The sequence below is a fragment of the Pseudomonas sp. GW821-FHT07E12 genome (assembly GCF_058986605.1).
Genome location: NZ_JBYSVX010000093.1, coordinates 1 through 730, shown reverse-complemented (window position 1 = coordinate 730; position 730 = coordinate 1). Strand labels below are relative to the sequence as shown.

1 protein-coding gene is annotated in these 730 nt (G+C 68.4%); it reads left to right on the top strand.

The features are described 5' to 3' along the window. Window positions 1-16: 16 nt before the first annotated feature. On the top strand, window positions 17-730 hold a 714-nt coding region (locus tag AC3WJE_RS21040), incomplete at its 3' end, for a glucokinase (protein WP_493732792.1).

Sequence of the window (730 nt, the reverse complement as noted above, 5' to 3'; positions counted from 1 at the left end):
AACGGTCGGGAGTGTCATGGGGACGTACGCAGTGGTCTCAGAACATGGAAAGACAATCACGCCGGCGACGGCGGATCGCGTGTCGTTCCTCGCCGCGGATGTCGGCGGCACCCACGTGCGCGTCGGGCGGGTGCGGACCTGCCACGATTCCGACCATCCGATCGAGGTGCTCGACTACCGCAAATACCGTTGCGCGGATTACCCGAGCCTGGCCTCGATCCTGCGCGACTTCCTGCGCGACGGTCCGGCGGTATCCGACGTGGCGATTGCCAGCGCGGGCTTCCCGCTGGAAGACGGCACGGTCATCACCGCCAACCTGCCCTGGCCGGTATCGCCACGCGCGATCCGCGAGGAGCTTGGGCTGGCCGCGGTGCATCTGGTCAACGATTTCGAAGCAGTAGCGCACGCCGCGGCTTACATGGACGCCAGCGCGGTCATCCAGCTCACCGGTCCGGAACGCGTACCGCGCGCGCCGGTACTGGTACTCGGCCCCGGCACCGGCCTGGGCGCAGCGGTGTGGATTCCCAATGGCGGTCGCCCGGTCGTACTGGCGACAGAAGCCGGACAGGCCGCGCTGGCGACCAACTCCGACCTGGAAGCGCAGCTGCTGCGCGAAATGCTCAAGACCCGCAGCCACATGCCGGTCGAGCACGCGCTGTCCGGCCCTGGCCTGCTGAATCTCTACAACGCGCTATGCGCGGTGCGCGGCGCTGCGCCCACGCTGGCAACG